Genomic DNA, 23,875 nt, shown 5'->3' with positions numbered 1-23,875 from the left:
TCGCCCTGTTTCTTAGCGAAAGCTTTTTTATCGATCATTCTTCATTCTTGGGATCCACTTAATAAAAACTGAAGCTCTTGTTGATTTGTTAATAGATCAGCTAATGTATATTCGTCTAGTACTTTAAAAAAAGAATGGAGTGCACGATTTAAAACGTGCTTCAAGCTACAAGATGGAGTGATAACACAAAGGTTCGTATCACCGTCAAAGCACTCTACCATGACAAAATCGTTCTCCATCACACGAACTACTTCACCTATATTAATAGATTCTGGTGCCTTTGAAAGTACAATTCCACCATTTCTTCCTCTTACCGTTTCTATATAATTATGCTTACTTAGTTGATGCACTACTTTTCGAATATGTTCAGTTGAGATAAAGAACGTTTCTGAAATTTCTTTAATACTTGTTTTTTCTCCATTTTCCTTTGAACCTGCATAAATAAGAACACGCAAAGCAAAGTCTGTATATTTTTTTAGACGCATGATATTCCCCCTAGAGCTTCTCGCTAATATCTATTCTATCGAAAATTGTAAGAAAGAGCGATGATTAGGATAGATTATCTCCCATGTTAACGGAATTGTCATAACTTTCGTCTTTATCACCTTGAATTACTTTCTAAACTTTTTATACAATTAAACATGTATAAAAAATACATGTTTAAAATTAGTTATCCAAAAGGAGCGGATTTTTTTGACAACTTCATCACTACTTGATAAAGAAACGATTTCCATTATTAAGTCAACTGTACCGGTATTAGAGGAGCACGGTGCAGCTATTACATCACGCTTTTATCAATTACTATTCATCAATCATCCTGAGCTTAAAAATATTTTCAACCAAACGAATCAACGTAAAGGCAAACAACCCCAAGCGCTAGCAAATGCCGTTTACGCAGCTGCTGCCAATATCGATCAGCTCGAAAACATTTTACCAGTTGTAAAACAGGTTGCACATAAGCACCGTAGCCTTCAAATCAAGCCAGAGCATTATCCGATAGTTGGCGAGAACTTATTAACTGCTATGAAGGATGTTTTAGGAGATGCAGCAACAGATGATATTATCGAGGCTTGGGGAAAAGCATATGGCGTAATTGCTGATGTTTTCATTCAGGTCGAGGAAGAAATGTACCGTGAAACGGCTAATAAAAATGGTGGATGGAACGGATTCAGAGATTTCACTATTGTGAAAAAAGAAAAAGAGAGCGATGTCATTACTTCTTTTTATCTTAAGCCTAAAGACGGCGGTGAGCTAGCTAGTTTTGAAGCGGGCCAGTACATCACCGTAAAAGTTAATATCCCTGGCCAAACGTATACTTCACAACGACAATATAGCCTGTCAACAAAGCCAAATCAGGATTTCTATCGTATTAGTGTTAAAAGAGAAGATCCGATAAACGATCAACCTGCAGGTGACGTTTCTACCTACTTGCATACTGCTTTAGATGAAGGCGATAGCATACAGATTACAGCACCAGCTGGTGATTTTGTTTTAAATCAATCCACAGATCCACTCGTGTTAATTAGTGGTGGAGTAGGTTTAACCCCGTTAACAAGTATGCTTGAAACAGTTGTAGAAGCACAGCCAGAAAGAGAAGTATATTATATTCATGCCGCACAAGACGGAACATTACACGGTCTTAAGAAAGCAGTGAGCGATATTGTGCAAAATCATTCTCAAGTAGCTGCTTATACCGTGTATGAAAAACCAAATGCAGATGATCAAGAGAATAATGCCTTTGATAAAGAAGGATTTATTGATCTAGCCTTTCTTCAGTCTGTATTACCATCAAATGAAGCATCCTTTTATTTCTGTGGACCTGAAGGCTTCATGCGTGCCATAAATAAGGCTTTAAAAGACTGGGATGTAAAGCCTGAGAACATCCACTATGAATTCTTTGGACCACAAGGTGACTTAGAAGCATAAGCTTAAACCAATATTTAAATGAAAGACTGTCTATTGATGCGTTATATTCGTCAAATTTTTGATATATTCGCCAATTATTTGATATATTCGTAAAAAATTGAAGGATATTCGCAAAAACAGAATTTTATTCGTATTTCACAAAAATGCATCAAAAAACCGGGCCATCAAATCACATGGTCCGGTTTTTGTGTGTTTATTCTTCTAAGGTTGAGGTGTCACCTGTTGGTAATCCTAACTCCCAAGATTTAAGCAAGCGACGCATTATTTTACCGCTTCTAGTTTTAGGAATGGTATCCTTTATCTCAATTTCACGCGGTGCAGCATGTGCACTGAGTCCATTTTTTACAAATTTACGAATGTCTTCTAGTAATTCCTCACTTGCTTCATGCCCATCATTTAGAGTAATGAATGCTTTAATGATTTCTCCTCTTTCAGGATCAGGCTTACCGATAACACCCGCTTCTGCTACTGCTGGATGCTCAATTAATTTACTTTCTACTTCAAACGGACCAACGCGTTCGCCTGATGTATTAATGACATCATCCAAACGGCCCTGGAACCAGAAATAACCATCTTCATCCATATAGGCGCTATCTCCTGAAACATACCAACCGTTAATAAAATAGCTTTCAAATTTACCTGGATTGTTCCAGATCGCGCGCATCATTGATGGCCAACCTTCTTTAATAGCTAAATTACCCATTTGGTTCGGTGTTAGCTCATTTCCTTCGTTATCTACAATCGCAGCTACTACTCCTGGAATTGGTTTACCCATTGAACCTGGTCGAATATCCATACACGGAAGATTAACGATTAACATGGCACCAGTTTCTGTCATCCACCATGTGTCATGAATCCTTAAATCCATTACTTCTAACGCCCATGTGATAACCTCTGGATTCAAAGGCTCTCCCACACTCATCACATGCCTTAGGTTCGATAAATCGTATTGATCTACGACATCTTTTCCGGCACTTACTAATTTACGTAACGCCGTTGGAGCCGTATACCAAATGGTAACCTTATACTTTTCTAAAGTTCCGTACCACGCATCTGGTGTAAAACGCCCACCTCTGATCACATTTGTTACTCCGTGCAACCAAGGTGCGAATATACCGTAACTTGTGCCAGTGACCCATCCAGGATCGGCTGTACACCAATAAATATCATCTTCTTTTAGATCAATGACCCATTCCCCTGTTGCATAATGCTGAATCATCGCATGGTGAACATGATAGACACCTTTTGGTTTACCAGTAGAACCAGAAGTGTAATGCAATAGCATACCGTCCTCTAAATCTACCCATTCAATATCAAAATCCTCAGAAACTTTTTCCATCTCTTTATCAAAATCAATATAATTTTCTACATCTACATTTTCTGCCCCGACGAGAACAATCTTTTCTAAGTCAGGTAGTTGATCCACTGGTACTCTTTCTAAAAGCTCCGGTGTAGTGATAAGCATACGTGCCTCACTATCCTCTAATCTGTCACGCACCGCTTGCTCCATAAATGCTTCAAATAAAGGACCAGCAATAGCGCCGATTTTTAAAATACCAAAGAAACTAGCATAGAATTCCGGGCTTCTAGGCATGAATAAAAAGATACGATCTCCTTTTTTCATATCCTGTTTTTTTAATATATTAGCAAATTGATTACTTCTTTTTCGTAATTGATCAAACGTAACTGATTCTTCTCGATCTGGTGCCGAGTATAATAATGCTGTTTTATCCTTTTTATCTGGATCTTCTGCATGTCGATCAATCGCTTCATAAGCCATGTTTACTTTCCCGGTTTTATACCAGCTAAACTCTTTTTTTACATCTTCCCAATCAAAACCCTGACGTAACCCCTCAGCATCCTGCACATTATAATTACCTTCTCTTACCGGTACTGGTTTCATATCCATCCCTATCACCTCATCTTATATTTGTAACCGCTTGCATTTAATTTGAACTAACCCCTTATGCTATATTGTATCGAATTAAAAAAATAAATCAAAGCATTTAATTGTAAAAAACAGTTAGTTTTTTCTCTATATTCTTTTCCCTACAACCCGCTATCAAAAATTTACTTTTAAAATATTTTTACGCTTTTTAACATAATATTGAGCTTTTCGCTTCATACTACCAGTTAAGTATAATGCAGGAAGGTGATAACATGTCTCCCTTTTTCCAGGCGGAAAAATCAACTTCAGAAACCGATATGCCAATTCCTACTTCTATTTCCAATCGATTAGAAATTAATATAGAGCAAATGAAGGAATTGTTTTCCTTTAAAGTGAACAAAGACTTTTCTTATCGATCTTTTGTCATTCATTTTAATAAAAAACAAGCTACCATTTTCTATTATTCGTCGATTGTAAATGGCGATAAGATAAACGAGACTATTTTAAAACCATTACTTGAAGAAGACGGAAGAGATTTAAGCAATATTATAACCATTGAAAATTTATTAGTATTAAACGATTATAAACAAATCATCAAACACATTAACAGTGGAAAAGCGGTTCTATTTGTTGATGGAGACAGTTCTGTTTATTCCTTAGACGTTGCGGATTTTCAGCATCGTGTGATAACAAAAGCTGAAAATGAAAGTGTGATTAAAGGGCCACAAGACGCTTTCACGGAATCCTTGAATGTCAATTTGTCTTTGATCCGAAAACAAATGCATGACCGCCAGTTAATTTCAGAGGGGATGCAAGTAGGGGTACGGTCAAAATCGGAAATCAATTTATTATATGTAAAAGATTTAGTAAACGAAGAAATTTTAAATAATGTGAAAAAGAGAATTGAGGATATTTCGGTTGATAGTATTCGAAACGTAGAATTATTAGAACAATATTTAGAGGAGAGGCCATATTCCATTGTACCTACTATCCTTTATACGGAACGACCCGATAAAGCAACCGCGTATTTAGAGGATGGTTTTATCGTAATTTTAATGGATACTTCTTCTGCTTGCCTAATAGTACCTGTTACGTTTTGGTCCTTTTTTCATTCCCCTGAAGATAATTATTTACGTTATCTTTACGGAAACTTCAGTCGCATGATTCGGTTATTGTGTTTTTATTTAACGACGATGATTTCTGCTACATATGTAGCGATATCTAACTTCCATAGTGAGATGATACCACCTGATTTACTACTGGCTATAACTGCTTCAAGGGAATATGTGCCCTTTCCATTAATTTTTGAGGTGTTAATCATGGAAATTGCCTTTGAGATAATTCGTGAAGCGGGCATTCGAATACCTAATCCCTTAGGTCCAACAATCGGTATAGTAGGGGCATTGATTTTAGGACAGGCTGCGGTTGAAGCAAATATTATTAGTCCGATTATCGTTATTATTGCTGCTCTATCTGGATTATCTTCCTTTGCTATTTCAGATATAAATATTAATTTCACCGTTCGATTAACAAAGTTTATATTCATTTTGGCTGCAGGATTGTTTGGCATGCTTGCCTTAATTGGTGTATTTTTGTTGTGGTTTATGTACTTGGCTTCTATCAAATCATTCGGGGTCTCCTTTTTCGCCCCGCTTTCTCCACATTTCAAATCAGCAAACGATACCTTTTTCCGTAAAGCAATTAAAAAACAAATTTTTAGACCTGGCCAAATAAAACCTCAGGATATGACAAAAAGACCGAAGGATTCAAATTAAAAAATAAAGGTGGTTGATATTATGCTTAATAATGGCTCACTAAAAACTAGAGAAATCGTTGCAATTCTTTCATTATTTTTAGGGATGAAATTAGCAGATAGCACACCATCTTTATTAGCCCAAAAATCTCAAAATGGCTTTTGGTTAGTTCCTATCCTTTCATTTTTTATTTTGCTTCCTTCCTTTTTGTTAATCATGTATTTGTTGAAAAAATATAAAGATAAAAATCTCATTGAGTTAATGGAAGCAATACTTGGAAAATGGTTCGGTAAGGCTCTAGGACTGCTTTTTTTTACTTTTGTATTCTTATCCCTATCACTTGATAGCAGAAATTATGTTGAGCAAATAAAAATTTTATATTTCCCTGAATCTCCAACAAAGGTTATTTTTTTCATTTTTATAGGTATAGCTTTTTTTGGTGCTAAAAAGGGAATTGAAGTGATTGGTTACACTTCATGGATCGCATTTCCTTTAATTAAATTTTCTGTTACTTTAGTTTTTTTGTTAATATTCGGAAAAATTATTATCCAAAGAATATTCCCTATCTTTGGATCCGGAATAGATATATTAATGCTTGAAGGACTTCAAAAAGCTTCCATCTTTTCAGAGATATTTATTATCCTAATTGCATACACCGCTACAAAAGAAACTAAAAAATTCCGCCATGGTGTGTATTTAGGTTCCATCTTTGCTTTTTTAGAAATTATTTTGTTTTATTTCATCTATACTACTGTCTTTGATTATAATTCGATTCAAAAAGTAGCATTTCCTTTTCATGACATCACGCAATATATTCAATTTGGAGAGTTTTTTACCAATATTGAAACAATCTTTATGGTCTTTTGGTTATTTGCCGCCTATTTGCGGTTTATCATTTTTTTATACTTAATTACAATGATTTTTGGCGCAATTTTTGAAATAAAAAAATTTGAACCACTATTATTACCCTTCTCCTTTTTGAGTATCATGATTGGGCTCTTACCGCTAAATTCTATCTCAAATGAATTATTTTTACGTGAAACTCTATTTATGATTATGTCACCCTTCTTAATTCTACTGCCTGTTTTACTTTGGATTGTCGCTCTAAGTAAAGGAGAACTACGCTCATGAGAAAAAAAAACATATTTTTAATATGTATTTTTATAATGGTATTTCCCTCGGGTTGTAATGACCGACAAGAGCTCGAACAGCAATCTTATGTTGTAGCAATTGGTGTAGATAAAGCTGAAGAAGAAGATAAATACGATTTCACCTACCAGATTGCTAATCCTGAAGTTGGTTCTTCATCATCACAAGGAGGCACAAATGAACCACCATCTGAAATTGTAACCATTACAGGTAATGATGTACTAACAGCAACCTATACAGCAAATGCATTTGTGTCAAAAAAAATTACATTAGATCACACAAAGGTGATTATTGTTTCAGAGGAATTAGCACGTGATGAGAACTTTTTGCGTGTGTTACAAGCAGCGGCAAGAACACCTCAAATTCGTCGTGGTGTTGAGTTAATTGTCTCAAAAGAAAAGGCAAGAGAGTTTATTCAATTAAACAAACCAGTTACAGAAACAAGACCACATAAATATTTCCTATCGATATTAAATCGAGTTACAAGATCTGGGCTTTCTCCTAATTCTGAGTTACATCGTTTCTTTCAAATAACTGAAGGAGATGCGGATCTATTTCTTTCCACCTATGCCAGCGCTATTCCATCAGAAGAAGGAGAAGGCAATGAGGATGAATATTTAGCAGGACAAATTCCAAAATTAGGGGGCTCACCGACTCAATTTATGGGAGCTGCCGTATTTAAGGAAGGCATTATGATTGATACCCTCAATGGTCATGAAACAAGGTTGGTGAATATATTAGACCCTACTATGGATATCGAAAATTTTATCACAACTTTTAAAGATCCTATTGAACCAAAATTTAGAGTGTCTATTGGTTACTCTCAGGATAAGGATCCAAATATCTCTATCACGTATAATAAAGATAAACCGAGTCTAATAGAGGTAACCGTTGATTTTAAAGCAGAAGTAATTGCCATACCAAGCTTAGTTGACTATTCTCAAAATCCAGATTATCAAAAAAGATTAATCAACCAAATTATATCTGAATTAGAGGAGCAAACAAATAAACTTATTGAAAAATCACAAAAAGAATACGGTACAGATCCATTTTATTGGTCTCTTTTTGTTCGCAAACATTTTTTGGATGTTAAAGCATACGAAAAGGCGGATTGGAACAAAGTAATTTATCCAAATGCCAAAATTAAGGTGCGTTATAATTTACAAAATTTAGAATTTGGGAAAATGTTAAACGATACAAGTTTAGAAGAAGTGAGGGATTAATTTGTATTCGATAATCCTTATTTTGCTTATGCTTTTTATCACTGGATACTGTGTGAAGATTGCAAGGAATGCCATACTAGAGGAAAATAAATTAGGTGGAATTGGCGTTATCATGTTGATTCCCTTTTTAATCATATTGCCTATCATTGTTATTATTTTGTATTAGACAAAGAGTTAAATCAATCAAAAATAACGGCCCTAGCAGGATTCGAACCTGCGACGCATAGTTTAGGAAACTAACGCTCTATCCCCTGAGCTATAGGGCCAAATTTATCAACAAGATTCATTATACAAAACTTTTTTGCTCTAGAAAAGGAAAAAGAGATATAGAGTCTTTAAGTCTATATCTCCTTGTTCTTTATTTTTCAAAGTCTTCACGTAATTCTTTGGATCTCTCCTGTGTTCGTGTTAAGCATGCAACAACCGCCTCTTGAAAGTCTTTCTCTCCTAATACCTTTAAGCCTGCTTCTGTTGTTCCACCTGGGCTTGTAATTTTTTTTCGTAAATTAGCTGGCGTATCCTCACTATTTTCTAGCATAGCAGCGACACCTTTTATCGTTTGGGTCATTAGTTGCTTCGAAACAGCCTCATCTAGTTTTTGGTCTTTTGCAAATTGATCCATTGCCTCCACCATATAATAATAAAAAGCAGGGGCACTTCCAGCTAAGGCTGTATAAGCATCCATCTTTTCTTCTTCAATCAAATTTGTCGTACCCACTGATTGCATTAAGGTTACTACTGTAACTACATCTTCTTTTGACGCTTTACTTCCCTTCGCAATCGTTGTGGCAGATTCCCCAATCATTGCTGAGGTATTTGGCATCACACGAATAACGGATAATGGGAGGGAAAGATTCTTTTCGATAAAAGTAGTAGAGATTCCTGCTAATAAAGAAACCACAATTGTATCTTTATGAAAGGCTTCATCTAATTCCTCTAAAACTACCTTTATATCCTTTGGTTTCATAGCTAAAATAACGACATCTGCACCACTTGCTGTGCTTTTTCTATCTTGGCTTGTCTGGACGTCATATTTCTCTTCTAAATAGCTTAAACGTTCCTTATTCGAATGGTTGGTAGCAATGATTTGGTTAGTAGGGACTATTTTTTTTGCAACCATGCCAGAAATAATAGCTTCTGCCATTGATCCTGCTCCGATAAATGCAATTTTCTTATTCAATTTGGGCACATCCTTTTAAAAGTAATATTATCATTATAAATGATCAATCTTACACTTCGCACATGAAATGATCTTTTCTTATTTAATAAAGAAAAAAACTGTTACCTAGTAGATAACAGTTTTTTAAATGTTCTATATATTCTCCAATTATGTGCATAAATATGGCGGAGGAGGAGGGATTCGAACCCCCGCGGGCCGTGAAGCCCCTGGCGGTTTTCAAGACCGCTCCCTTCAGCCGGACTTGGGTACTCCTCCGTGCTGACGACAAAAATAAATATAACATTTTTAAAAAAGAGAGTCAACCTTATATGCTTAATTTTTTTAAATGGTTGCTTAATTTTTAAGAAATCCCAACCACCACAAATGATGATTGGAATTTCATTTTAGAGATTAAAATTACTGGTTAAAAAGAGTGCTGCACCCTGCGAATATTATCTTATTCTTTAACTAGTAATTTATTTAATAACCGTCTTCCCACCCATATAAGGTTGTAATACTTTAGGGATTTCAATCGTACCATCTGCTTGCTGATAATTCTCCATAATGGCAGCTACTGTTCTTCCTAGGGCTAATCCAGAACCATTTAATGTGTGAACAAATTCTGGTTTGCTTTTATCTTCTCTTCTAAAGCGAATTCCTGCACGTCGAGCTTGGAATGCTTCAAAATTAGAACAAGAAGAAATCTCACGGTACGTATCATTGCTTGGCATCCAAACTTCAATGTCATACTTTTTAGCCGCAGTGAAACCTAAATCAGCCGTACACATAGACATCACACGATATGGTAATTCTAAAAGCTGCAATACTTTCTCAGCATGACCTGTAAGTTCTTCTAAAGCTTGATAAGAATCTTCTGGTTTCACAAATTGCACCATTTCGACCTTATTAAACTGATGCTGACGAATTAATCCTCTTGTATCCCTACCAGCAGAACCTGCTTCAGAACGAAAGCTTCCACTAAATGCTACAAATTTCGTTGGCAGATCCTCTACTTTTAAAATGTCATCCCGATGATAATTGGTGACAGGCACCTCTGCAGTTGGTACTAAAAAGTATTCCCAACCTTCAATCTTAAAAGCATCTTCTTCAAATTTTGGAAGCTGACCTGTTCCTGTCATACTTGTGCGATTCACCATATATGGTGGGAGCATTTCCTTATATCCATGTTCATCTGCATGTAAATCCATCATAAAATTAATTAAAGCTCTTTCTAAACGAGCACCTAATCCTTTATAGAAAACAAAGCGACTTCCTGCTACTTTAGATGCTCTTTCAAAGTCTAGTATATCTAGCGTTGTTCCAAGCTCCCAATGTGCTTTTAATTCAAAGTCAAAGCTTGGTACCTTGCCCCAATTTTTAGCTTCCACATTGTCATCTTCAGAATCACCAATAGGTGTCGTTTCGTGCGGAATATTTGGAATAGAAAGTAAAAGTGTTTCTAATTCCTCTTCCGCCTGACGTAATTCGCCGTCAATTTCTTTAATACGATCGCCCACATCTCGCATTTCTTTAATTCTATCATCGGCATCCTTCTTTTCTTTTTTCAAAACAGAAATTTCTTTAGATACTTCATTTCGCTTCGCCTTTAATTCCTCTGTTTCACTAATTAGTTCCCTGCGCTTAATATCCAAGTCACCAAAACGATCCAGATCTCCAAGGTCTTCTCCACGAAACTTTAATTTGTCTTTAATTTCTTGAAAATTTTTACGTAAATCCTTCATATCTAACATATCTTCTTCCTCCTCTTATTTATCATGTACTTCCATTTATTCTCATCATCAATTAAAATTTTTCTGCATTATATTGTATAAAAAAAACTCTCGTCCCTAATATTGTATCATATTAGGGACGAGAGTTAACCCGCGTTACCACCCAGTTTGAAGACACGTATTCGGTCTCCCAGCTTCATTTTTAATAACGACATGGCTGCCGGATGTATTTACTTTATTCGATACATCATTCAAGGATGGATTCATTTATTCGTATTACTGATTTTCACCAACCATCAGCTCTCTATCAATACGAGATAAGTTACTATTTCCTATCATCACTTTTTCTTATTTAGCTGTTAGGGCACTTTCTTCGGTCATTTTCACAAAATAATTAGTTAAACGGTGATCATCCGTTAACTCTGGATGAAAAGCACAGCATAAATAATGATCTTGCTTGGCAGCAACGATGCTACCTTTATAAGTGGAAAGCACTTCTACGTTGTCACCAACCGAAATAATATGGGGTGCTCGTATAAATACTGCCTCGAAATCCTCTGCTACTTCTTTAATTGGCAGAAGAGCTTCAAACGATTCTTTCTGACGCCCAAAGGCATTTCGTTCTACTTTCATATCTATTAAGCCAAGGTGTGCGTGATCTTGCCCAATAATTTCATTTGCTAATAAAATTAAGCCTGCACATGTCCCAAAGATTGGTTTTCCCTGGCTTCCGAAACTTTTTAACGCTTCAAAAAAATCATATTTATCAATTAAACGGCGCATGGTGGTACTTTCCCCACCGGGTAAAATTAAGCCATCTATTTCTTCTAATTGTTCTTTTTTCTTGATTACAAGTCCTTCTGCACCACTGTGTTCAATGGATTTTATATGTTCTCTGACAGCACCTTGTAAACCAAGTACTCCAATTTTCACCATGTTATTATCTCCTTTATTACCAACCGCGATCTTGCATACGTTCTTCAGGAGCAATCGTACTAATTTCAATTCCTTTCATCGCTGTTCCAAGATCCTTGGATACTTTTGCGATCAACGCATAATCTTCGTAGTGGGTAGTAGCTTCTACAATCGCACGTGCGAATTTTGCAGGATTATCTGATTTGAAAATACCAGATCCAACGAATACACCATCAGCACCAAGCTGCATCATTAAAGCTGCATCAGCAGGAGTTGCGATACCACCAGCAGCAAAGTTAACAACTGGTAAACGACCGTTCTCTTTGATTTCTAATAAAACTTCATATGGTGCACCATGATCTTTTGCAAAAGTCATAATCTCATCATGATTCATGTTTACTAATTGACGAACCTGACCTTGGACTTCTCTCATATGACGAACCGCTTCTACGATGTTTCCAGTTCCAGGTTCACCTTTTGTACGAAGCATCGAAGCACCTTCACCAATACGGCGAGTAGCTTCTCCTATATTACGACAACCACATACAAATGGTACGGTGTAATCTTTTTTATCTAAATGATATACTTCATCCGCTGGAGTAAGTACTTCACTTTCATCAATATAATCTACACCCATTGATTCTAATAGACGAGCTTCTACAATATGACCAATACGCGCTTTAGCCATTACCGGAATAGAAACAGCACCCATTACTTCTTCGACAATTGTTGGATCAGCCATACGAGCTACTCCACCAGCTGCACGAATATCAGATGGTACACGTTCTAAAGCCATGACAGCTACTGCACCAGCTTCTTCAGCAATCTTTGCTTGTTCTGCATTAATAACGTCCATAATGACGCCACCTTTTTGCATTTCAGCCATTCCACGTTTTACACGATCTGTACCTGTTTTAGACATATCTCTTTTCCTCCTATAATTGCCCTAATCTTTTTAAATATAAGTGCTATTTTAGACTACCCTTTATTGTATAATAATCTCCAATAAATGCCAAGTACTTAGCTTGGATTTCCTAAAACTTTAGAACCAGCCTTTAACGGTATCGACAACGGTTGTAAACACATTTCCAAAGAAATCACCAATCGCACCAAGTGTTAGCATGAACCAGTTTGACTTTTCAACCGCATTTGCACTAACTAGATCGACACTTTGTGATTGTTCATTCTGCATGATATAACCGTAGTCAATGTCACCACTATAATATAATACCATTTTTCCGATGACTTCTCCTTCTTCAATTGGAGCTACGAGTTCACCATCTTCATTTAATTTCTCTTCGTTAATTTCATAACTAACATCATACATTTCTTCTTCGCCGTTTCTTATCATTGCACTTATTGCAGCATTTGATTTAATTTCCACTTCTTCCTCTTTACCCTTTGCTACCGGTAAAGCTTCTTGTCCTTCAATTTGATATTCATTTGGATAAAGCTCTTGTTGATTAAATTGATCAAATCCATACTCCATTAACTTTTTGGTTTCTTCAAAACGAACTTCTTTTCCTGAGGTCTTCATAACTACTGTGATTAAACGACGATCATTTTGTTGTGCTGTTCCCGTAAAACAATAGCCTGCTTCTTTTGTGTAACCAGTTTTTAATCCATCTATTCCCTCATAACCAAACTGTTCAAAATTATTACCATCCCAAGGTAACATCCAGTTTAAGTTCTCAAGTGGATAGCCATCTAATGAAGAAGTTAGTGAGCTTGAATACTCTAAAGCTTCTGGATAATCATTTATTAAGTGATAAGCAAGTAGAGCTGCAGATCTAGCAGAAAGTAAATTATCTGCATCTGGATCCGTTCCCTCTGGATAGTTTTCACCTAAATCAGTATTTGTTAACCCTGTAGAATTAACAAATTGATATTCTGGCAATTCCATTTCTTCGGCTTTCTCATTCATCATTTTTACAAATTCAGCTTCTGTTCCAGCTACCATTTCAGCTAACGCAATGGTGGTAGCATTATCTGATATAATCGCCATTCCTTCATATAATTCACGTACCGTATATTCTTTATTTTGTGTTAAACCTATACCAGAAAAAGTAACATTAGCAGATATACTATATGGATAATCTCCAATGGTTGTTGTCTCATCCCAGCTGATTTGACCTTCATCAATTGCTTCTAATACCAAGTATTCTGTCATCATTTTGGTCATACTAGCTGGAGGTAATTTTAAGTCTGATTGTTTCTCAAATAAAATTTTCCCTGTTTTTGCATCGACGATAATAGCTGACTCCGCTTCCACATCGAAATTTTCTGCTGCTTGTACAGAAGTAGTCGATACATTAAAAATCGAGAGCATCACCATCGTTATTAATACGAATAAACCTATTTTTTGTGTTCTAACCTTCACTACTTATACCTCCAACAATTTAATCTACACCTCAGCTATTTTATCATAACAACCATAAAAGCGAAACGTACTTTCTACGTATATCAAGTTGAGTCATATTATCTATTTCTAGCTTCAACTATGTGGTAAATCTGAGATAATTGCATATATAAACTTGCTATAAAAAAAGTATGTACCAGCAAGAATTGTCTCACTGATACATCACTTTCTATTGTTTACTTTTCACTTAAGATACTGAGTAATTGGGAGATTCTTTTGTGATCTGTACGTCATGTGGATGACTTTCACGAAGTCCAGCACCTGTCATACGAATAAAGCGTGCATCTTCGCGCATAGCTACTAAATCCTTTGCACCACAGTAGCCCATACCTGACTTTAAACCACCTAATAATTGATGAATGGTGTCAGCTAAAGGACCCTTATAAGCAACGCGTCCCTCAATTCCCTCTGGTACTAATTTTTTCGATTCTTCTTCCTCTTGGAAATAACGATCTTTTGACCCTTGCTTCATCGATGCAACAGAGCCCATACCACGGTATACTTTATATCGTCTACCCTGGAAGATTTCTGTTTCACCAGGGCTTTCTGTTACCCCAGCAAAAAGACTACCTAACATAACGGCACTTGCTCCTGCTGCCATTGCTTTGGCAATATCTCCGGAATATTTAATACCACCATCGGCTATAACTGGAATGCCTGATTTTTGCGCTTCCTCTGCACAATCATAAACCGCAGTAATTTGTGGAACACCCACTCCTGCTACTACTCTTGTTGTACAAATAGATCCTGGACCAATTCCAACCTTGATAATATTTGCACCCGCTTCAATTAATGCTCGAGTCGCTTCAGCAGTAGCCACATTACCAGCTACCACATCAATCGTAGGATAAGCCTGACGAATGATTTTAACTTGATCGATAACCCCTTTAGAATGGCCATGTGCTGTATCTATAACGAGCATATCAACACCAGCTTCTACTAGTTTTTCAATTCGAGTTAAGGAATCACCAGAGACACCTACAGCTGCACCAACTAACAATCTACCCTGCTTATCTTTCGCAGAATGAGGAAACTCAATTACCTTTTCTATATCTTTAATGGTAATAAGTCCCTTTAAAACATTATTGTCATCAACAAGTGGAAGCTTTTCAATTTTATATTTTTGTAAAATTTTACTTGCTTCTGCTAATGTCGTACCAACTGGAGCTGTTACTAAATTTTTACTTGTCATCACATCAGAAATTTTAATCGAATAATCCTCAATAAAACGAAGATCTCTATTGGTTAAAATCCCAACTAATTGTTGCTCCTCTTCACTGTTTACGATAGGCACGCCAGAAATTCGAAATTTACCCATTAAATGCTCCGCATCAAATACTTGATGATCTGGAAGTAAATAAAAAGGGTTGGTAATAACGCCGCTCTCAGAACGCTTTACACGATCGACATGCTCCGCTTGTTCTTCTATCGACATGTTTTTGTGAATTACTCCTATTCCACCTTGTCTCGCCATTGAAATCGCCATTGCTGCCTCTGTTACCGTATCCATTCCAGAACTGATAAGTGGAATATTTAAAGAAATATTTTCAGATAGCTTGGTTTTTACAGATACATCACGTGGCAAGACTTCTGATTCCGCTGGTACTAATAATACATCATCAAACGTTAAACCTTCTTTTGCAAATTTGTCTTCTCGCATGGTCGAACCTCCTCGTAATTTAATTTTCTTTGCGCTATAAAATCCACTTCATTCCCTTTCTCGTTCCATTACCTTTATTCCAATTTTTTGATTCAAAAACAAAATATTATTTTCGGAATTTATAAGAATTTTACATATGGAGTAAGTTTTTTGTTTTCCATTTTTTAACGTATTGAAAGCTACATGGAAATGGGGATTTTTCTAACTATTGTTATTTACAATACGATATGTTTCCCCTATTTTCAACCTTTTTTTCAAGCTTTCAAAGGAATCGAAAGATAAAAGACAAGCATATCAATAATGAAAGAGTTTACATGTTATAAAAGATTTCTATTTATAATTTTTTCAATTTGCTTCCTATTACTTTCCTACCCTTATAGCTTTCCAATAAAAAAACTTTCTAAACTAAAACACAGCAGCCTTAGAATAGAAAGTTATACTATTAAATAACAGATTCAATATAAATATTTTGCTTCGTTTTCAAAGCGATAATCTCATCGTTTCTTAAAAGCTTTACAATTGGACGCGTAGGCTGATCTATTTCTAAAAAAACAATCTCCGCTTCTTCGCCAGTAGATAATTTCACCTTTGTACCTGTCGTATAATTTGCTAGCGTTTCAATAAACATCTGTAACAAATGATGATCATATTTGGAATACTTTAAATGCATCATTTCTTCCATTACTTTAAAAGGTGCTTTTTTATGCTGATACGCTCTTTCTGATGTCATCGCATGATACGTATCACTTATCGCTAAAATTTTTGAAAAAAGATGAATTTTTTCTTGGTCTACCCCTAATGGATAACCTGTACCGTCTAAACGCTCATGGTGCTGTAAAACAGCTAACTTAATTTCTTTTGCTAACGATGGCACCTTTTCAATCATTCGGTAGGAAATGGTTGGATGCTGTTTTACTTCTTCTAACTCTTTACTGGTTAATCTTTCTTTTTTATAAAATATAGCAGGACTCATTTTAGACATGCCACAATCAGCTAACAACCCTGCTAATCCAATTTGAATCCACTCTTTTTTAAAGTTTAATTTTTTAGCTAGTGCAGCGGATATTAACCCTACTGCTACTCCGTGATGATAAAAATAATCTTCTTTGGTAGATAGTTTTTGTAACAAAAATAAATCCAACGGCTTTTCTTCTAACATTTCGATTAATGGAACGATTACTTTCCTTACATCGTTCATTTTAATCGTTGAACCATTTTGCCAGCTTGCAAATAATAGTTTATAATCCTCGACTGCCTTCTGATAGCTTTCTTCAAAAGAGAGGAGAGCAATAGGCTCTTCTTTTTTCTTTTCTACTTCTTTTTCTACATAAGCCTTAGGTTTAAACTTTCTTCCATCTACTAGAAAATCGGAAACCTCCACTTTTTCTACTAAAAAAAACTTTAGCACTTCAATTTGAGTTTCATCCACAATGGTGTTAGATGGAACAAGTGGATACTGGGTTTTCCCCTGAACTTCTTTTATTAATCTACAGCCTGATATAAGCTGTTCTGGATGAACAAGCATATTCATTCCACCTCCATGGATGAAATTAAAATTCCTACTATTTTAAGACGACCTAGATTGATCGAAACAATCCCAAAGAATTATTCCGTTAATCAATCTAGGCCATTTTATCATACAATCCATTCATCAATCGGAAACAACTATTTACTTTTCTTCGTCATTTTCTGGTGCTTCAGGTTCTTCTTCTGTTGCTGATATATCTGATGATTCTTGTGCTTCGTCAGTTTCTTGATTTTCTGAAACTTCGGCACCTTCTTCTATTTCTTCTTCCATTTCTATATCCTCTGGTTCAATTTTGGCAACAGTGGCCACTTTTTCTTCTTCTTGTAGACGAATTAAGCGTACCCCTTGCGTATTTCTACCAGTGATCGATATTCCATCTACCTGCATACGAATTAATACACCAGTGATAGTCATAATCATGATATCTTCTTCACCGGTGACGGTTTTAACAGCAACCACTTTTCCTGTTTTATCCGTTCGGTTACATGTAAAGATACCTTTACCACCACGTTTAGTGATTCTATATTCCGTTGCTGGCGTACGTTTTCCGTAACCATTTTCTGTTACATTTAAGACGTAAAGATCATCGTCGACAATTTCCATCGAAACAACTTCATCGTCGCCTCTTAGAGAAATACCTTTTACCCCTGCAGCCGTTCGACCCATCGAACGAATTTGTGTTTCTTCAAAGCGGGTGACATAGCCATTTTCCGTTCCGATCATGATGTGTTGGGTACCATCAGTTAGACGTACGGCAATTAACTCATCATCCTCACGTAAACCTACTGCAATCAGTCCACCTTTTCTAATATTAGCAAACTGTGAAAGGGTGGTGCGCTTTGAGATACCTTTTTTGGTTGTAAAGAAAAGATAAGCATCTTCTTTAAACTCTGAAACGGTAATCACAGCATTGATCCATTCATCTTTTTCCACTTCTAACATATTAATAATTGGGATACCCTTTGCTGTTCTACTGAATTCAGGTACTTCATATCCTTTTGATTTATACACTTTACCTTTATTTGAGAAAAATAAAACGGTATCGTGTGTGGAGCATGAAACAAGATGTTCGATGAAATCATCTTCGTTTGTACCCATGCCCTGTATACCACGTCCACCTCTACGTTGTGCGCGATAAGTAGAAGCTGGTAGGCGTTTAATATAGCCTTGATGTGTAAGTGTGATAACGATGTTTTCCTCAGGTATTAGATCCTCATCCTCAAAAAATCCAATGCCTCCACTTACAATTTCTGTTCTTCTTTGGTCATTAAAGCGTTCTTTAATTTCTAGTAATTCCTCACGGATAATTTCGAGTACTCTTTCTTCATTTGCTAGAATTTCTTTTAATTCGTTGATTTGCTTTAACAGTTCATTATATTCTTCTTCAATTTTTTCCCGTTCAAGTCCTGTTAAACGCTGCAAACGCATATCTAATATCGCCTGCGCTTGTTTTTCAGATAAATTGAATTGCTCGATTAAACCATTACGAGCAATTTCTGCTGTATTGGATCCACGAATTAAGCTAATGATAGCATCGATATGATCGAGTGCAATGCGTAGACCTTCTAATATATGTGCACGGGCTTCAGCTTTACGAAGTTCAAAAGCTGTTCTTCTTTTAATGACTACTTTTTGGTGTTCTAAGTAATATTCTAGGCATTGCTTTAAGTTGAGAACTTTAGGTTGTCCATCAACAAGAGCTAGCATATTTATCCCGAAAGAAGTTTGTAAGGAGGTTTGTTTGTAAAGATTATTGAGCACCACATTTGGATTTGCATCTCTTCTTAACTCAATAACAATACGCATTCCATTACGATCTGATTCATCTCTTAAATCCGTAATACCTTCTAATTTCTTGTCTCTAGCTAAATCAGCTATTTTTTCAATTAATTTTGCCTTATTCACCTGGTATGGTAATTCATTTACGATAATGGTTGATTTTCCATTTGCATGCTCTTCAATTCTAGATTTAGCACGAATTGTAATGGTTCCTTTACCTGTTTCAAAAGCTTTACGAATTCCGCTTCTACCTAAAATTTGACCAGCTGTTGGAAAATCTGGACCACTAATATGATTTTCCATTAATTCATCAATCGTGATATCTTCATTCTTACTAACTGCTAAAATGGCATCAATGGTTTCACCTAAATGATGGGGTGGTACATTTGTAGCCATACCAACCGCAATCCCTGACGCACCATTTACTAATAAATTTGGAAAACGAGAAGGTAATACGACCGGTTCTCTTTCCGAACCATCATAGTTATCCTGGTAATCAATCGTATCTTTATTAATATCTCGAAGCATTTCCATCGCAATTTTAGCCATTCTAGCTTCGGTATAACGCATCGCTGCAGGTGGGTCACCATCCACAGAACCAAAGTTACCGTGACCGTCAACGAGCATATAACGGAAACTGAAATCTTGTGCCATTCTTACCATTGCTTCATAAACTGCAGAATCACCGTGTGGGTGATACTTACCAATAACATCCCCAACAATACGTGCAGATTTTTTATAGGCTTTATCTGAATGCATGCCTTGGTCATTCATTGCATATAATATACGACGATGCACAGGCTTTAAACCATCTCTAACATCTGGTAAAGCCCTTGCTACGATTACACTCATCGCATAATCAAGAAAAGATGTACGCATTTCTTGACCGATATTTATTTCTTGTACCTGTGGACGTTGATTATCCACCATAATTCATAACCTCCTATTCATAAAGAGCATTGAAAAGCGCATCAATACCCTATATGGTTGCAACCGTCAAAGACAATTACCTGTTTCATCTATTCTTAAATATCTAAATTTTTCACATACACTGCATTATCTTGAATAAAATTACGTCTTGGCTCCACTTTATCTCCCATTAGCATATCAAAAACTTGATCTGCTTCCATGGCATCCTCAAGGGTTACTTGAAGCAATGTACGAGAATCTGGATCCATCGTTGTTTCCCAAAGCTGGGTGGCATTCATTTCCCCAAGACCCTTATAACGCTGAAGAGCAGGCTTAGGTTGTTTAGGTAATTCATTTAATAATATATCTAATTCTTTATCATTGTAGGTATAATGGATAGCTTTTCCTTGTTTTACCTGATAAAGAGGTGGTTGAGCAATGTAAATATAGCCATAATCGATTAATGGACGCATATAACGATACAAGAAGGTAAGTAACAACGTTCGAATGTGAGCACCATCGACGTCCGCATCCGTCATGATAATGACTTTGTGATACCTTGCTTTTTCGATATCAAAATCTTCACCAATACCAGTTCCAAGCGCTGTTATAATCATTCGGATTTCATTATTGGATAAAATTTTATCTAAACGTGCCTTCTCAACGTTAATAATTTTTCCTCGTAAAGGTAAAATAGCTTGGAAATGCCTGTCTCTTCCTTGTTTAGCAGATCCACCAGCAGAGTCACCCTCAACAACGTAAAGCTCGCTAATCGCAGCATTACGGGAAGAACAATCCGCTAATTTACCTGGAAGGTTCGAAATTTCAAGTGCACCTTTTCTACGGGTAAGTTCACGTGCTTTTTTCGCAGCAAGTCGCGCACGAGAAGCCATTAAACCTTTTTCCACAATAATTTTTCCAGTATCCGGATTTTCAAATAAAAATTTAGAAAACATTTCGCTAAAGGACGAGTCAGTAATGGTTCGTGCTTCACTATTTCCTAATTTGGTTTTCGTTTGACCCTCAAATTGAGGATCTGGGTGTTTAATCGAAATAATAGCAGTTAAACCTTCCCGGACATCATCACCCGTAAGGTTTGGATCGTTCTCCCTAAATAAATTATTCTTTCTCGCATAATCATTAATTACACGTGTTAAACCTGTTTTAAAACCAGATTCGTGCGTTCCACCTTCATGGGTATTAATGTTATTTGCAAAGGAATAAATATTACTTGCAAAGCCGTCATTATATTGAATGGCAACTTCAACCGTGATTCCTTGATCTTCCTTTTCAGCATAAAACGGCTCATGTAGCACTTCTTTTGAACGGTTAATATGTTCAACGTAAGAACGAATACCACCTTCATATAAAAAGGTTTCCGCTTCTTTATCTGTACGCTTATCTTGAATGGAGATAGCAAGACCCTTATTTAAAAAGGCAAGCTCACGCAAACGATAAGCCAACGTATCATAATTAAATTCTAATGTTTCAGTGAAAATTTCATGGTCTGGCTTAAATCTTGTTTTCGTTCCAGTAATATCCGTTTCACCGATTACCTTTAAATCTTCCTGTGGTATACCACGGCTAAAGCCTAAGTAATGTAAAAGTCCATCTCTATGCACATATACTTCTAATTCAGAAGATAACGCATTAACAACAGATGCCCCTACACCATGCAGACCACCGGATACTTTATAACCGCCACCGCCAAATTTACCCCCGGCGTGTAAAACAGTCATAATAACTTCAACTGCTGGTCTCCCTGATTTTTCATGGGTTCCTGTTGGTATACCTCTTCCATTATCCACAACAACGATACTATTATCTTCTTCGATAAATACTTCAATGTGATCACAGTGACCAGCTAAAGCTTCATCAATACTGTTATCTACTATTTCCCATACAAGATGATGCAGACCTCTTTCATTTGTAGAACCAATATACATTCCAGGTCTTTTTCTAACAGCTTCTAGCCCTTCTAATACTTGAATCTGATCAGCATCATATGCTTGATTTTGAACATTATTATTTTCCATCGCCATTTGATTCACCTACATTTCTTCTGAAATTTCCGAGTAATCTTCTAATTTACTTATGGTTGAGATCATACTTGCACGTTTTTTCAGTGTTAACACAGAGAGTGGACTATAATACATATGATTCGTTGTAATCACGATGGATTTAACCCCTTCTGTTTTTTCATTTATTAATTTTTCTGTGCCATGAAGATTCGTTAACATCTGATCATTAATTGTCGAGGAATTAACGATAGCATAGTCAATAATACCAACTACCTCCTCAGATCTGATTACATGATCATCTCCAATATGAATAAACATTTTTAACCCCGCTTTGCATGCTTGATTTTTCCTTTATCAACCGTAAATATTTCTGCTTTATTCAAGGTATGATGGTGAATTCCATCTACGCTTGTAGTTGATACAAAGGTTTGAACCTTGCCTTCAATCGTATCCAATAAATGAGACTGACGATAATCATCGAGTTCACTTAATACATCATCTAAAAGTAAGACAGGATAATCTCCCACCTCGTTATAAATTAAATCAATCTCAGCAAGCTTTATCGACAAGGCTGTCGTTCGTTGTTGGCCTTGTGAACCATAGGTTTGAACATCCTTTTCATTCACAAAAAAAACGAGATCATCCCGATGTGGTCCAAGTAAAGTTGTACCTCTTTCTATTTCTTTTTGGAGGTGCTTTTTAAAAGCTTCCTGATAAACTTGCGCAATTTTTGTACGGTCGTCCTCTTCTTCTACGTCAATCGTTGCTTGATAACGAATATATAATGTTTCTAATCCTCTGCTAATTCCTTTATGAATAGGAATTGCTAATGTTCTAAGTAATTTGAGGAATCGAAATCTTTTTTCCACGATAATAGCAGCATGCTCGATTAATTGTTCTGTCATTACTTCAAGTAATGCTTGATCATTCGTTTTATTTCGTTGTAATTGCTTTAACAAATGATTTCTTTGCTTTAATATCTTCAAGTATTGCCCTAAATGATAAATATATATCGGTTGAATTTGACCTATTTCCATATCGATAAACCTTCTTCTTACCTGAGGACTCCCTTTTACAAGCGTCAAATCCTCTGGTGCGAACATTACAACGTTTAAAGCTCCAATATAATCGCTTAAACGCCTTTGTTCTAAATGGTTTAATTTTGCCTTTTTTCCTTTTGTTGAAAGCTGGATATGTAGTGGAAATGTTTGTTTTCTTTTTTCTATAATCCCCTCTATTGTAGCATACTCTTGATCCCATTGGATTAACTCTTTGTCTTTACTTGTCCTGTGGGACTTTGTGAAAGCTAATACATAGATTGCTTCCATCAAATTTGTTTTCCCTTGGGCATTTTCACCAATAATCACATTAATTTTATCATCAAATGGAATCGTCATCACATCATAATTACGGTAATTTTTTAATTTCAATTCTTTAATAAACATGGGATTACCCTTTCTAGCCTGCTCGCTGCCCTTGGACATACGAAACGAACTTGCATACGTTAGCAAGTCATTTTTAGAGGTAGCCAAAGACTTCCATTGATTTTTTGAAAAGGGGTAAAAATTATTTTGTAATCACAAATGTTTCTCCAGTGGAGAGCTTAATTTGATCATTTGGATATAATTTTCTACCTCTTCTATTTTCAGCTTCATCATTTACAAATACTTCCTCTTCAGCTAGATACATTTTAACCATCCCGCCTGTATCGATGATTCCAGCTAATTTTAGAAATTGACCAAGTTGGATATATTCGGTATTTATTTTAACTTCTTCCATTTTTTCACCTACTCAATTTTAAAAATAGTATATTCG

General features: G+C 36.0%; 18 protein-coding genes, 2 tRNA genes and 1 other annotated feature. Of the genes, 4 read left to right on the top strand and 16 right to left on the bottom strand.

Translation table 11 applies throughout. The features are described 5' to 3' along the window. Positions 1-41: 41 nt before the first annotated feature. A complete protein-coding gene (locus tag DFR57_RS14525) occupies positions 42-485 on the bottom strand; it encodes an RrF2 family transcriptional regulator (RefSeq protein WP_114353938.1) in 444 nt (147 codons plus the stop codon). Between the two features lie 208 nt (positions 486-693). On the opposite strand from DFR57_RS14525, the gene hmpA reads away from it, so the two are divergent. Beyond that, on the top strand, positions 694-1,926 hold the full coding sequence (gene hmpA, locus DFR57_RS14520; RefSeq protein ID WP_114353937.1) for an NO-inducible flavohemoprotein: 1,233 nt from the start codon (positions 694-696) through the stop codon (positions 1,924-1,926). A gap of 193 nt (positions 1,927-2,119) precedes the next feature. On the opposite strand, the gene acsA is transcribed toward hmpA, so the two are convergent. Next, positions 2,120-3,835, bottom strand: a complete 1,716-nt coding sequence (acsA, locus tag DFR57_RS14515; protein WP_114353936.1) for an acetate--CoA ligase — start codon at positions 3,833-3,835, stop codon at positions 2,120-2,122. Between the two features lie 251 nt (positions 3,836-4,086). Between acsA and DFR57_RS14510 the strand changes: the two genes are divergently transcribed. From DFR57_RS14510 to DFR57_RS14500, 3 genes are read left to right on the top strand one after another with little or no spacing between them, the layout of a single operon-like run. Beyond that, a complete protein-coding gene (locus DFR57_RS14510) occupies positions 4,087-5,589 on the top strand; it encodes a spore germination protein (protein WP_245937484.1) in 1,503 nt (500 codons plus the stop codon). Between the two features lie 21 nt (positions 5,590-5,610). Next, positions 5,611-6,699, top strand: coding sequence for a GerAB/ArcD/ProY family transporter (locus DFR57_RS14505; RefSeq protein WP_114353935.1), 1,089 nt, complete (start codon positions 5,611-5,613; stop codon positions 6,697-6,699). Further along, positions 6,696-7,940 carry a Ger(x)C family spore germination protein gene (locus DFR57_RS14500; RefSeq protein WP_114353934.1) on the top strand — a complete coding sequence of 415 codons (1,245 nt, stop codon included), beginning with the start codon at positions 6,696-6,698 and terminating at the stop codon, positions 7,938-7,940. The genes DFR57_RS14505 and DFR57_RS14500 overlap by 4 nt, the downstream gene beginning before the upstream one ends. Positions 7,941-8,133: 193 nt before the next feature. Here the strand turns inward: DFR57_RS14500 and DFR57_RS14495 are convergent. From DFR57_RS14495 to yaaA, 14 genes are all read right to left on the bottom strand, one after another. Then, positions 8,134-8,206: transfer RNA gene (locus DFR57_RS14495), tRNA-Arg, on the bottom strand. Between the two features lie 92 nt (positions 8,207-8,298). Then, entirely contained in the window at positions 8,299-9,120 is an 822-nt protein-coding gene (gene proC / locus DFR57_RS14490) for a pyrroline-5-carboxylate reductase (RefSeq protein WP_114353933.1), read from the bottom strand. A gap of 162 nt (positions 9,121-9,282) precedes the next feature. After that, positions 9,283-9,375, bottom strand: a tRNA-Ser gene (locus DFR57_RS14485). A 200-nt stretch (positions 9,376-9,575) separates the two neighbouring features. Continuing rightward, a complete protein-coding gene (gene serS, locus DFR57_RS14480) occupies positions 9,576-10,850 on the bottom strand; it encodes a serine--tRNA ligase (RefSeq protein ID WP_114353932.1) in 1,275 nt (424 codons plus the stop codon). Between the two features lie 111 nt (positions 10,851-10,961). Next, positions 10,962-11,177: a binding site (T-box leader), on the bottom strand. Continuing rightward, entirely contained in the window at positions 11,178-11,765 is a 588-nt protein-coding gene (pdxT, locus tag DFR57_RS14475) for a pyridoxal 5'-phosphate synthase glutaminase subunit PdxT (RefSeq protein ID WP_114353931.1), read from the bottom strand. It lies immediately after the preceding feature. Between the two features lie 16 nt (positions 11,766-11,781). Then, the gene (gene pdxS / locus DFR57_RS14470) at positions 11,782-12,666 is read right to left on the bottom strand and encodes a pyridoxal 5'-phosphate synthase lyase subunit PdxS (protein ID WP_114353930.1); all 885 of its coding nucleotides are present in this window, start codon (positions 12,664-12,666) and stop codon (positions 11,782-11,784) included. A 120-nt stretch (positions 12,667-12,786) separates the two neighbouring features. After that, positions 12,787-14,124, bottom strand: coding sequence for a D-alanyl-D-alanine carboxypeptidase family protein (locus tag DFR57_RS14465; RefSeq protein WP_114353929.1), 1,338 nt, complete (start codon positions 14,122-14,124; stop codon positions 12,787-12,789). 226 nt (positions 14,125-14,350) lie between these two features. Continuing rightward, positions 14,351-15,823: an IMP dehydrogenase gene (gene guaB / locus DFR57_RS14460; protein ID WP_114353928.1), complete on the bottom strand. Its 1,473-nt coding sequence runs from the start codon at positions 15,821-15,823 to the stop codon at positions 14,351-14,353. 442 nt (positions 15,824-16,265) lie between these two features. Then, the gene (locus tag DFR57_RS14455; RefSeq protein ID WP_245937483.1) at positions 16,266-17,354 is read right to left on the bottom strand and encodes an HD-GYP domain-containing protein; all 1,089 of its coding nucleotides are present in this window, start codon (positions 17,352-17,354) and stop codon (positions 16,266-16,268) included. 138 nt (positions 17,355-17,492) lie between these two features. Then, the gene (gene gyrA / locus DFR57_RS14450; protein ID WP_114353926.1) at positions 17,493-20,060 is read right to left on the bottom strand and encodes a DNA gyrase subunit A; all 2,568 of its coding nucleotides are present in this window, start codon (positions 20,058-20,060) and stop codon (positions 17,493-17,495) included. Between the two features lie 95 nt (positions 20,061-20,155). Further along, complete coding sequence (gene gyrB, locus DFR57_RS14445) at positions 20,156-22,081, bottom strand: DNA topoisomerase (ATP-hydrolyzing) subunit B (RefSeq protein WP_114353948.1); 1,926 nt, start codon at positions 22,079-22,081, stop codon at positions 20,156-20,158. Positions 22,082-22,090: 9 nt separating this feature from the next. Beyond that, entirely contained in the window at positions 22,091-22,378 is a 288-nt protein-coding gene (gene remB / locus DFR57_RS14440) for an extracellular matrix regulator RemB (protein WP_114353925.1), read from the bottom strand. 2 nt (positions 22,379-22,380) lie between these two features. Next, the gene (gene recF / locus DFR57_RS14435) at positions 22,381-23,505 is read right to left on the bottom strand and encodes a DNA replication/repair protein RecF (protein WP_114353924.1); all 1,125 of its coding nucleotides are present in this window, start codon (positions 23,503-23,505) and stop codon (positions 22,381-22,383) included. Between the two features lie 121 nt (positions 23,506-23,626). After that, positions 23,627-23,839 carry a S4 domain-containing protein YaaA gene (yaaA, locus tag DFR57_RS14430; RefSeq protein WP_114353923.1) on the bottom strand — a complete coding sequence of 71 codons (213 nt, stop codon included), beginning with the start codon at positions 23,837-23,839 and terminating at the stop codon, positions 23,627-23,629. Between the last annotated feature and the right edge of the window lie 36 nt (positions 23,840-23,875).

Origin of the sequence: Saliterribacillus persicus, from assembly GCF_003337485.1 — a bacterium.
Taxonomy (GTDB): domain Bacteria; phylum Bacillota; class Bacilli; order Bacillales; family Amphibacillaceae; genus Saliterribacillus; species Saliterribacillus persicus.
The sequence above is the reverse complement of the archived record's forward strand: the minus strand, read 5'-3'. Positions and strand labels throughout refer to the sequence as shown.

Coding starts and splice junctions, on each gene's coding strand:
- guaB (WP_114353928.1), bottom strand. CDS start 15,823: ATGCGAGAAGACAAATTTGCAAAAGAAGGTTTAACGTTTGATGATGTA.
- pdxT (WP_114353931.1), bottom strand. CDS start 11,765: ATGGTGAAAATTGGAGTACTTGGTTTACAAGGTGCTGTCAGAGAACAT.
- DFR57_RS14500 (WP_114353934.1), top strand. CDS start 6,696: ATGAGAAAAAAAAACATATTTTTAATATGTATTTTTATAATGGTATTT.
- gyrA (WP_114353926.1), bottom strand. CDS start 20,060: ATGGTGGATAATCAACGTCCACAGGTACAAGAAATAAATATCGGTCAA.
- serS (WP_114353932.1), bottom strand. CDS start 10,850: ATGTTAGATATGAAGGATTTACGTAAAAATTTTCAAGAAATTAAAGAC.
- DFR57_RS14455 (WP_245937483.1), bottom strand. CDS start 17,354: ATGAATATGCTTGTTCATCCAGAACAGCTTATATCAGGCTGTAGATTA.
- DFR57_RS14505 (WP_114353935.1), top strand. CDS start 5,611: ATGCTTAATAATGGCTCACTAAAAACTAGAGAAATCGTTGCAATTCTT.
- remB (WP_114353925.1), bottom strand. CDS start 22,378: ATGTTTATTCATATTGGAGATGATCATGTAATCAGATCTGAGGAGGTA.
- DFR57_RS14525 (WP_114353938.1), bottom strand. CDS start 485: ATGCGTCTAAAAAAATATACAGACTTTGCTTTGCGTGTTCTTATTTAT.
- yaaA (WP_114353923.1), bottom strand. CDS start 23,839: ATGGAAGAAGTTAAAATAAATACCGAATATATCCAACTTGGTCAATTT.
- gyrB (WP_114353948.1), bottom strand. CDS start 22,081: ATGGCGATGGAAAATAATAATGTTCAAAATCAAGCATATGATGCTGAT.
- pdxS (WP_114353930.1), bottom strand. CDS start 12,666: ATGTCTAAAACAGGTACAGATCGTGTAAAACGTGGAATGGCTGAAATG.
- DFR57_RS14510 (WP_245937484.1), top strand. CDS start 4,087: ATGTCTCCCTTTTTCCAGGCGGAAAAATCAACTTCAGAAACCGATATG.
- recF (WP_114353924.1), bottom strand. CDS start 23,505: ATGTTTATTAAAGAATTGAAATTAAAAAATTACCGTAATTATGATGTG.
- acsA (WP_114353936.1), bottom strand. CDS start 3,835: ATGGATATGAAACCAGTACCGGTAAGAGAAGGTAATTATAATGTGCAG.